This is a genomic window from Streptomyces polygonati, from assembly GCF_042650325.1.
GTDB lineage: Bacteria > Actinomycetota > Actinomycetes > Streptomycetales > Streptomycetaceae > Actinacidiphila > Actinacidiphila polygonati.
On the sequence record NZ_JBHSBB010000014.1, the window covers coordinates 1 to 9175 of the forward strand.

Consider the following 9175-nt stretch of genomic DNA (forward strand, 5'->3'; position numbering starts at 1 on the left):
AGCCAGACCCCTGGAGGGGGTCAACTTTCAAGCGCCGCCACTGGTCCACTTTTCAGCCGTCGCCGACAGCAGCGTTCCTCCTACCCGCACCTTGCTTGCTCTGGGGGATAGATAGTGGCCATTCGCGTGCAGCTGCGCACTTCGACATCTTCGCCCAGCCCTGCGGGCGCAGTCAGTCGGAGTTACTCGTGTGACGTCGGGGAAAGGCCTCGCCGACCGGCCAAAGCTCTGGCAGACCGAGGACAGCATTGGCGGAGCACACCGCTGGCTGGCGTACGACTTGGACGTCGACCAGCTGCGCGGTTGCCCAGCTAGGAAGGATGGGCGCTGGACGCGAGCTGGGGTCTGGGCTTTGCCAGAGGACAGGTGTTTTCTTCGTCCAAGTCCAGGGCGCTGGGTTGTGGACGGTGAGTACGCCGCTGACCCGGCCGTGGCCGTGGGCGGAGGTTGCGGTCCAGTAGCCGTCGCGCTTTCGGCCGAAGGTTGGTGTGCCAGCGTGGGCATACTCGACGGAGGTTCCGTACAGCGCCGTCTCGGTGTCTTCATCTTCAGGGAAGAAGGCCGCATGGCCAACTGCCACGATGAACGGCAGCGCCAGGTCGCCGTACTTCCCACCCTTCCTTCTGACCGCGTCAAGCACCCGCTCCGGCTGGTCGTCGAGCCCGTCTGACACGGGATGGATGCCGATCGTCCTGCTTGTTGGGTTACCTCGCGCGCCGGGATCGCGGGGGAAGGCCTGGAACGTGACGCTCCAGTCGCCGTCCTGCCAGGTGTGTTTCGGCAGTGGAACCTTGCGCTCGTGTTCGGCAATGACTTGGTCGGGATCCAGGCTTGCGAGCCACCGCGTCAGCTCGGATTTCAGCCGCTTCTGCGGCGGCGTTGCCAGCCCGACGCTGTCAAGCTCGTAGGACAGAAAGAAGTTGGGGCTCGGCAGGCGATCGATGGCGTCTGCCAGCTGAGGCGGAAGTGGGTTGGACGCGGAGCCACTCAGGCGCTGGGCCGTCCAGATCGCCTCAACGACAAACTGCTCGCCGTCGCGGGTGACCAGGAAGTCAGGGTTCTTGCCACGGGTGCCTATGCCGGGCTCGATCTCTACGGTGCATCCGGAACCGAGCAGCATCTCGTGCAGGTACAGCTCCCACAGCGCGGAGTAGACATTCGTGTCAGAGTTCCGGTCCAACAGCCGGCTGCGCACGCCGGGCTGAGCATGGTCCGGGAGGTGCGACCACCACTCGTTGATCACATCCCGAACCTGGTCCCAAAAAGGACCAGAGATCCTCCCGAAGAACTCGGCGTCAGTCTCGGCCGCTCGCTTCGGCGACGCGTCCGCACGATTCCAGCTCGTGTATACCACCATGGCCAACGATCGTAGACCGCCCTGCCGATCGATCCTATTGGCTTTCCCACCGCGGTGCAGTGGGTCGCGAAGCCTCAGATGAGGGGGTGCTCCTGGCGCTTTCGTGTTCCCCGCAGCTCCCAGCACGCAGCGGACTTTGTTGTCGTTCCAGGCGCCGTATCGGGCTGTGCTTAGTTGCCCGTGGCTGCACGGGACAGCCCTCAAGTACTTGCCACGGCTGGCCATGATGGACGGATCCGAGCGACGGCGTGCTCACCGTCCAGCGACCGGCCGCCTGTCAGAGTGCCGTGATCCAGTCGATCGCACGGCCAGCAGCGCCCAGGAAACCGTAGACCGTCCGTTGACGCTCACGAGAGTCCAAGGTCGCCAGACGAACCGTTGTCCGGCCGCTGTGCATCAGCGCGTTTCGCTCCCGATACATCTCCTCGATCATGGAGAACGCGGACGGATCGTCGCTGCGCAGTGACCGGGACGACAAATCGTCCGGTGCTTGCCGGCTTCGAGCAGCAGGCACTGGCCCTCTTCCACGGAGTAGGGCTCGACCTCTGTCTCGTCCTCCTCCATCCGCGGCTGCTTCGCCAGCGCGGCAGCGTTCCTCGCCGCAGAACCGCGCCGTACCGCCTTCCCCGGAGCGGTTCTGCATAGTTCTACCTATCCAAGAGCCTTCGACGTGCCTGACGTACCCAGTCAGTCTTTTCCGCAGTAGTGCCGAAGACTCTTTCGCAGGACGCTTCTGCTGACGTGAGGAGCCTTATCCCCTCCGTGAAATCTCCCGATTCGGCATAGGCCAAAGCAAGGTCAATCTGAGATTGGATCGTATCCGGATGACTTGATCCCAGAATCTCCATGCGCCGTGTAAGTGTTTTTCGCAGCAAGGCGATCGCGGCGCCAAAGTCATGATTAGCTTCCAAGGCAAGGCCCAAGTTTCCTTGGGCTGTGAGAGTATCCGGATGGTCGTCACCCAATACTCGCCGAGATAGTTCGAGGGTGATCGCGAACATCTCGGCAGACTGGGCAGCGCGGCCAGACATCAGGTAGGCGTGACCGAGGTTGTTCCTAGAATTCAGGGTGACTGGGTGCTCCGGGCCGAAAATACGAGAGCGCTCCTCAAGGACTTGCTCGTGAAGAGTGATAGCTCGGCCTACGTCACCGGCTGCTATGTACGCGCTCGCGAGGTTGTTGCGCGAACTGAGGGTGTCTGGATGTTCGAGCCCTAGAACCCTTATTCTGTGGGAAAGGACTTCCTCGCAAAGAGGAACAGCGCGGTTAATGTCACCGCTTTCCATGTATGCGAAAGCAAGGTTATTTTCAGAGGTGAGAGTTTCCGGATGATCTGGGCCGAGGAATCTGCGCCGCTCCTCGAGTGTGGTCTCGTAGAGGCTGATAGCTCGTTGGAGGTCACCAGCCTCAACGAATGCTGACGCGAGATTGTTCTGCACCGTCAAAGTTGTCGGGTGCTCATTTCCGAAGACGCGAGTGCAAGTATCAAGCGCTCTACGGAAAAGCGATATCGCCCTCTCAAGCTCACCTAGCTCTCTCAGCGTATTAGCTAGATTATTTCGTGAGAGCACTACGTCCGGATGGTCAGTGCCCAGTGTGACCTCCCGGGCGCGGAGGACGTCGAGGTAAAGTTCTGCTGCTTCGCGAGTTCGTCCCATTGACACGTAGACGCTGGCGAGGTTATTTAGTAGGATCAAGCTTTTCTGATTATCCGGTCCATAGATATCAGCAGCCTGCCGTGATGCCTCATGATATAGCGTTGCGGCCTCCCCGTATCTTCCATTTCGGTTTAGCAGAGTAGCCAATGCCGTCTCGGTGTCAAGGACGTCCGGGCTGTCTGAGCCCAGAAAGCTTAGCTGTTCATTCACTACCTCGCGGAGCATTTCCTCCGACTGTCGTATCTGCGCAAGCTCGCTGCGCAGGGACAACACTGAGGGATGTCGAGGTCCGAGAATTTCGGTGAGGCTGGAAATTCTCTTTGCAAGTTCGTCCTGAGAGAGTTGATCTGTTGGGGCGTTCTCCATGGAATGATACGAAACTCCGGAGGCGGCGATACTCAGGTTTCCCGACGCGGCAACACCCATTTTGTTCGATGAGATTGTCGAGTCGCCAAAAAGTTCTGCTTGTTCGACAGTTACGGCGCCGCGATGACGCCCAATTAGGGCATCGCCGAGAGTACATATCTCTACGATGCATTCCTCCGGGTCATTTGGAAAGCAACGTCGGACTTCCACGGGATACCGAGCGGCAGCGGCCGCCAGGCGACTCGGCACGGCAGCGTCAGTTACAAGAATCCCGTATGAGCCGCCAATAGGCCCCTGCGCTCTTTCTAGCCTCAAGACTAGTTCCGCCAGGTCGAGAATCCAGAAACTACGAGCTTCTTGTGCGGAAAAGCGGGTTTCAAAAATCAGGGTGAATCCGCCCTTTGTGGCAATGGCATCTGGCATAGAATCCCCAAGGCGCGGGCCAATCGTCCACTGCCAATCATGCTCTCTCAGGGCGCTACCTAGCACTTCGAGAAACTGACGTTCAAGCTGTCGCGTCATGGCCCGCTCCTTACGTACTTCCACGAGAGTTCTTTCTTCCACTCTCGCCAATTAATGAAGATGGGCACCGGAAGTGCGATTGCCGAAACGAAGAGCGAAAGGGATATGCCAAGGACGTTGGCCTCCCGGTCTGAGCCTGAGTGCGGAGTGCTGAACTGCCAGATGATTAGGCCGATACCTACCAGAGTGAAGATTGCGGCAAGGCCAAATGAAACGCGGGCGCCTGTGGACCGCATGGGGGAAGTCATGTCACACGTGAGTAGGGCGCCCCTGTAGCTGGCGTCTTCGATGACGCACCTTGCGAGGTTGGGCCTTCCTCTTCTGCCGCCGACTTTCAAAGCCTTTTCAAGTCCTGCCCATAGGACACCCGTCGAGCGAACGAGTAGTTCCACCGCTGTGACACTTCGCGCGTTGGCACCTGAACTTGAGGATGCTGTGGCCTTCACCCGGAACTCAAGAGCCGAAGTACTCATGCAATAGAATTGCACTTCACAATCGTTCAGTGGAACGAGGAAGTCTAGCCCTCCCAGTGCTGCGCGTGGGAAAGCAGTCTGGATTTTTGCCAGGAGAGCCGCAGAGTCCATCTCTGCATGCTCTATCAAGCCAGTGACTGTAATCTGCGGTGACGCCACCTTGCCATCTACCCCCAACGCACACGACTCAGCACTGTTAGCTGGTAACGGTTGATACACCAGGTGGCTGGCGCCCCGACGAGTCGCACCATCTTAGTGCTCCAGTGAGAGTTCTCCGTATTGCCTGGTCAGCGGCTTGGTGGCGATGAGTGTGGCCATGCCGCTGCGGGGCCGGAGGCGGTTTCGTGGGGAGGCCGCACGACGCTGTTCTCCCGAAGCTACGGCGAAGTGACAAGTAGCCCCCGTACTCAGAGTGATGCCCGGTCAGGAAGAGCAATAGGGTTCCCGGCTGAGTCGCATCGCTCAGGGGGGATCAGGCCTAGCTCACGTGCGGTCTGCAGGTCTTGGTACGCCTGCGTACGGTTGACGTAGGTCTGGGGGCACACGTCCTCCACAATCACTTTGCGTGTTGATTTCTCAGGCGAGGCGCAAGCGACGATGAAGGCTGTCTGCTCGATTCGCGGCAAGTAGACGCCCCACCACTTCGGCCCTGTCCGGCGCCGAAGCTCCTTGAGCAAGGCCCGCTGCGGGCTGGGCAGGTCGCCGACCTTCTGGACGGCCGGAGGGGACCAGCCCATGGCCGCCCACTCCCACCCCTCTTCCGTCTTTTGGGCAGGGCCGAAGGGTACGGCGGCCAGAGCCAGGGGGAGCGCAAGCTTCCGTGCGGCTACCCGCACCTGGTCTCGCTCTCGGTCGGAGGCAACACCGTGGATCGTGGTGGCGTTCTCCTGCTCGATGAAACCCCCGCAGTCGACCTCCAAGGCGATGCACATTGCGATGTCCGATGCGCGGCACTTCATGTAGATCCGGAAGCGCGGGGGGAAGAGGTGGCCGGCCACCTTGACCATGTGCTCCTTGAACCACTCCTCGTCGCCGGGGTGGTCTGAGGTGGGCTCCACATACATGCCCTCGCTCCAGTAAGGGGTCACTGGACCCCCTGGCCGGGGTTGTCCTTGAGTGCGGTGCTGAGCAACAGGCCCAGCGTGGTGGTCCCGCCGAATGCGACGCCAGCGTTCCGGATGGCATCCGTAGCGGTGTGCTTGTCGAGCACGGCGAGGATCACGGCGACGGCCGCAGCGAGGAGACCCACCAAGACGACTACCAGCACGCGGTAACGAGTAACTGTCATGGGCAACACTCTTGCGCTTGGCCTCGGTCCCGATCCAGCCTCTGCCGGTCCGCAGAAGAGGTAGGAAAAAAGTGGACAGCCTTTGAACTGGTCAAACCTGATACCCGTTGGGTCCCGGCTCCGCGGTCCGGTCGGAGCGGGCAACGCCGCGGCGCACGACCGACACCTGTTCGGGTGCCACACCGGCGGCCGCCTGAGAAGCCGTCGCCGTCCGCGGGCGACGGCTCTGATGCCGGGGCCGACGACTCGGTGATGCCAGGGAATGGTGTGGAACATGGCTGCCACTGCGGCAGGCGGGACTGCCAAGGTCCGGCTACGCGAGTTTACCGACCTAGCCCTCAGCGGCGTCCGCGGCAACACCCGTCGACGTGAGGCACCTCCGGAATCGGCGGGTGAGGCGGGACAGTGGCCCGCGGGGTGGGAACGCCGTGTGAGCCGGTTAGGCGTCGATTTCGGCTCCGACGATGGTGGGGTTCAAGGCCTCCCATTTGGAACTGGCATGGATGCAGCCAAGCGCGGCGGTCCCCTTCGCGCTGCGATGCTTCTACCTCGGCCAGGGCGTCCTTGTCGGCGGCGCCCTTACCGGCGGCACCATCGCCTATGACAAGTGGAGCAAGCGCCGTTACCAGCTACGGTAGGCGTCCATGAACGCCTACGAACGGGCCGTGCAAAGCGCCCTCGCCGCCACCGGCCACACCCACCTCACCACCGGTCAGCTCGCCGCGCTCCTCGACCGCACCGAAGAGGCCACCCCGCACGCACAACACCTTCAACGTCTCCACCCCGGACACGCCACCACACGCGACCGCCTGCACGCCGCCGGCATGACCTGCGCACAGATCGGCCTCCACGACGACGGCGACCCGGAGTTTCTCGACGCGTTGCTGGAGGAACTCGCCCTCACATAAGCCAGACAACAGCCCATCGTGGCCGGAAGTACCGGGCACTGAAGCATGATCAAAATGAGACGATCGCGCCGTGGCTGGTGTGATCACGGCGTCGGAACCCTGGGTGATCATCCAGGCAAGCATGCTCAAGAAGTGATCAGGGACGGGTCGCAGGCAGCGGAGACGACGTGGGACAGAGTTGAGAAGAACGGTCCCGGCCAGCAGTCCTCGCGGGCGTGTGCGTCGTTGGTCGCCCAGTCGCCAGCACGCAGCATGACCGCGGTCATTCCTTGCCTGGTTGCGCCGGTCGGCTCATCGCCGCCGCCGTCGCCGACGTAGAGACATCCGCTGGTCGGCGTTTCCAGTTCCTGGGCGACCTTGCTGAACAACTCCGGATCCGGCTTCCTGCGGCCTTCCCGGCACGAAAGGTCGACCGCGTCGACCAGAGGGGCGAGCGGTAGCGTCGGCCAGTTCTCGGCGAGTTCGATCGTGCAGTCGCTGAGAACCCCGATCCGAAAGCCGTCACGGCGAAGCCGCTCCAGAGCGTCGAGCGCTTCGTCGCGGAGGATGAACAGTTCGCGCTGTGAGACGAGCCTGGCCGACGTTGCGGCCGCCAGCGCTTCGCCATCCGGGATCACCCCGCAGCGCTGGACCAGCGTGCAGATCGACTGGGGCAGATCGCCCAGTGCTCCCATGGTCCGCTCCGGAAAGGACTCGTCCAGCGCCCGTCGCCGCTGCTGCGTCGGAATCCCAAGCGGGGCCGCGCTGCGGGCCGCGTGCTCGTCTCAGACCTCGGCGGGGTGCTCGGGGTCAGAGTGCCGAAGAAGTCGAAGACCATGGCAGAGAAGGACATGGCCGGGACACTATCGGCCCTGCTGGTCCGACAGCTGCGTTATCGATCTTCCAACCGGAGAAGCGGAACCGCTCCGCTCCGCTGCAGGCTCCGCGAGGAGCGTGTGGGCCAGCGGAGCCGACTGCCTGACGGTTGCTGGGCCACCGTAGTTGGAGGTGAGACGACTACCGCCGGGATGCCAGTAAAAACACAGATCCTACCGCTGGGTATCGGTTTCGCACGCATGTCTCTCGAACGGGGAGCGACGCCTGGCTGACCCGCTGACAGGGCGACTAGGACAGAGAGAACGCCCCGCTGCTCACAGCCGGCCTCTGAGCCGGGGCATCCGCTCACACTCCCCAAGAAGGAGAACGATCATGACCTCCGTACATGCCGAGGACGAGGTGATCGCATGACCACCACCACCGACCTCGATCAGCTTCCTCCGGACACCCTCGTCACCGAGAATGGTCGGATCACGCCGAGCGGAGAACTGGTCATCGCGAAACTGGCGAAGGACCTGGCCGACGCCTGCCGTGAGGCGGATGACCCGCTGGCCGCTGTCCACGTGATCTTGGAGATTCTTCCCAAGCCAGTGGCGGAGATTGCCAGCCAGAGCACCACTGTCAACCCCAGCACTCTTCGCAGCGCCCTCACCGGCCTTGTCGGGTCCCAGTGCATGGAGCGACGTCCCGGCCGTAACCCGCTCACCGGTGATTGGCTGGACGGCCAGCCGGACAACCACGACACCTGGCCCGACCGCCTGCTGTGCACCCAGCAGCATGGCCACAATGGCGAGCACCGTGACGGCCTGAGCCGGAGCTGGCAACGAGGGGAGGTATCGGCATGACCATTCTGACCTGGGAGCGCTTCTTCCCCGTATCGCTCCACTTGCGACAAGGGGATGCTCTGCAAGGGAAGGCCATCAGCCTGCGCCGTGATGACGGCTGCTTCACCGTCACCTACGACCCGAAGGGGGCCTCCCTCGACACGGCAGTCGTGCTCGCCCGCGCGCTCCTGGCGTCCGAAGGCATCACCGTTTCCGAGGTAGTCCTCGAAGGGCACGCTCCGGACCTGACGGCCTTGTATCGTGCCGCCTCGAAGCTGCTCCTGGACGTGGAGATCACCAGCGGGCCGAAGATCACGGAGCCCACGGTGAAGGTGCTCAGTCAGGACCCGACCCAGGCGACATACTTCGTCCCGGAGGGTTGGAATCTGTCCGACGCCATCTACCGGCTGCCAGCCGCCTTCGCCGACGCTCGGCCGGAGGTGGCCCGGAGCCTGAAGCGCATCGAACAGGCGAAGAAGGACTCCGGCGGGGTGGTCGACCGCGCCCTCGATGCGGTGGCTGTTCTGGTGCTGGAGACCGACGACCCGGACGGCGTCTTCGAGGAAGTACTGCGACTGTTCCGCGAGATCCCGGCAGAGCCGCAGACGGCAGACACGACCACCTCTGCAGCCTGAGCTTCGATGCAGAACGGTCCAGAACTCAGCCCTGCCTGGCTACCCTGGCCACGGTGAGACGGGAGCAGCGCAGGAGGGTGTTCCCGAACAGCGCGGAGCCACGAGGAGAGTGGTCTAGTCAGTTGCAGCTCCAGTTGCGTTCACCGCCGTACACCACAGCTCGGCCCGCGGCCGTACGGTCCTTCCCCCGCAGGTCAGAACCCCTATGGACGGGCCTGAACCCTCGGGCGAACAGTTGGAAAGCGTGTTGGGGGCAACCCCTCACGAGTTCGAATCTCGTATCCTCCGCACCCGCCCACCAGGGCAGACGTCGGCCCGGACAGCACCA

Annotated in this window: 10 protein-coding genes and 1 pseudogene; 4 read left to right on the top strand and 7 right to left on the bottom strand. The window is 62.6% G+C overall.

What is annotated here, in order from left to right; all coding sequences use genetic code 11:
- Window positions 1-172 precede the first annotated feature (172 nt).
- From ACFO3J_RS20560 to ACFO3J_RS20585, 6 genes and pseudogenes are all read right to left on the bottom strand, one after another.
- Entirely contained in the window at window positions 173-1357 is a 1185-nt protein-coding gene (locus ACFO3J_RS20560; protein WP_386431072.1) for a hypothetical protein, read from the bottom strand.
- A gap of 471 nt (window positions 1358-1828) precedes the next feature.
- Window positions 1829-1996 (bottom strand): annotated as a pseudogene (locus tag ACFO3J_RS20565) (site-specific integrase); the annotation flags it as partial.
- 8 nt (window positions 1997-2004) lie between these two features.
- On the bottom strand, window positions 2005-3903 hold the full coding sequence (locus ACFO3J_RS20570; protein ID WP_386431074.1) for a tetratricopeptide repeat protein: 1899 nt from the start codon (window positions 3901-3903) through the stop codon (window positions 2005-2007).
- Window positions 3900-4505, bottom strand: a complete 606-nt coding sequence (locus tag ACFO3J_RS20575; RefSeq protein ID WP_386431076.1) for a hypothetical protein — start codon at window positions 4503-4505, stop codon at window positions 3900-3902. The genes ACFO3J_RS20570 and ACFO3J_RS20575 overlap by 4 nt, the downstream gene beginning before the upstream one ends.
- 278 nt (window positions 4506-4783) lie before the next feature.
- On the bottom strand, window positions 4784-5440 hold the full coding sequence (locus ACFO3J_RS20580) for a hypothetical protein (protein ID WP_386431078.1): 657 nt from the start codon (window positions 5438-5440) through the stop codon (window positions 4784-4786).
- Between the two features lie 20 nt (window positions 5441-5460).
- On the bottom strand, window positions 5461-5664 hold the full coding sequence (locus tag ACFO3J_RS20585) for a hypothetical protein (RefSeq protein WP_386431080.1): 204 nt from the start codon (window positions 5662-5664) through the stop codon (window positions 5461-5463).
- 503 nt (window positions 5665-6167) lie between these two features.
- Here ACFO3J_RS20585 and ACFO3J_RS20590 point away from each other — a divergent pair.
- A complete protein-coding gene (locus ACFO3J_RS20590; protein WP_386431082.1) occupies window positions 6168-6302 on the top strand; it encodes a hypothetical protein in 135 nt (44 codons plus the stop codon).
- Window positions 6303-6308: 6 nt separating this feature from the next.
- Entirely contained in the window at window positions 6309-6572 is a 264-nt protein-coding gene (locus ACFO3J_RS20595) for a hypothetical protein (RefSeq protein WP_386431084.1), read from the top strand.
- A 125-nt stretch (window positions 6573-6697) separates the two neighbouring features.
- Here ACFO3J_RS20595 and ACFO3J_RS20600 read toward each other — a convergent pair whose 3' ends face one another.
- Window positions 6698-7246, bottom strand: a complete 549-nt coding sequence (locus ACFO3J_RS20600; RefSeq protein WP_386431086.1) for an HAD family hydrolase — start codon at window positions 7244-7246, stop codon at window positions 6698-6700.
- A 549-nt stretch (window positions 7247-7795) separates the two neighbouring features.
- Between ACFO3J_RS20600 and ACFO3J_RS20605 the strand changes: the two genes are divergently transcribed.
- Both ACFO3J_RS20605 and ACFO3J_RS20610 read left to right on the top strand, forming a co-directional pair.
- Window positions 7796-8233, top strand: coding sequence for a hypothetical protein (locus ACFO3J_RS20605; RefSeq protein WP_386431088.1), 438 nt, complete (start codon window positions 7796-7798; stop codon window positions 8231-8233).
- Entirely contained in the window at window positions 8230-8847 is a 618-nt protein-coding gene (locus tag ACFO3J_RS20610; RefSeq protein WP_386431090.1) for a hypothetical protein, read from the top strand. The genes ACFO3J_RS20605 and ACFO3J_RS20610 overlap by 4 nt, the downstream gene beginning before the upstream one ends.
- The last annotated feature ends 328 nt before the right edge of the window (window positions 8848-9175 follow it).

Coding starts and splice junctions, on each gene's coding strand:
- ACFO3J_RS20590 (WP_386431082.1), top strand. CDS start 6,168: ATGCAGCCAAGCGCGGCGGTCCCCTTCGCGCTGCGATGCTTCTACCTC.
- ACFO3J_RS20570 (WP_386431074.1), bottom strand. CDS start 3,903: ATGACGCGACAGCTTGAACGTCAGTTTCTCGAAGTGCTAGGTAGCGCC.
- ACFO3J_RS20560 (WP_386431072.1), bottom strand. CDS start 1,357: ATGGTGGTATACACGAGCTGGAATCGTGCGGACGCGTCGCCGAAGCGA.
- ACFO3J_RS20605 (WP_386431088.1), top strand. CDS start 7,796: ATGACCACCACCACCGACCTCGATCAGCTTCCTCCGGACACCCTCGTC.
- ACFO3J_RS20600 (WP_386431086.1), bottom strand. CDS start 7,246: ATGGGAGCACTGGGCGATCTGCCCCAGTCGATCTGCACGCTGGTCCAG.
- ACFO3J_RS20595 (WP_386431084.1), top strand. CDS start 6,309: ATGAACGCCTACGAACGGGCCGTGCAAAGCGCCCTCGCCGCCACCGGC.
- ACFO3J_RS20585 (WP_386431080.1), bottom strand. CDS start 5,664: ATGACAGTTACTCGTTACCGCGTGCTGGTAGTCGTCTTGGTGGGTCTC.
- ACFO3J_RS20610 (WP_386431090.1), top strand. CDS start 8,230: ATGACCATTCTGACCTGGGAGCGCTTCTTCCCCGTATCGCTCCACTTG.
- ACFO3J_RS20580 (WP_386431078.1), bottom strand. CDS start 5,440: ATGTATGTGGAGCCCACCTCAGACCACCCCGGCGACGAGGAGTGGTTC.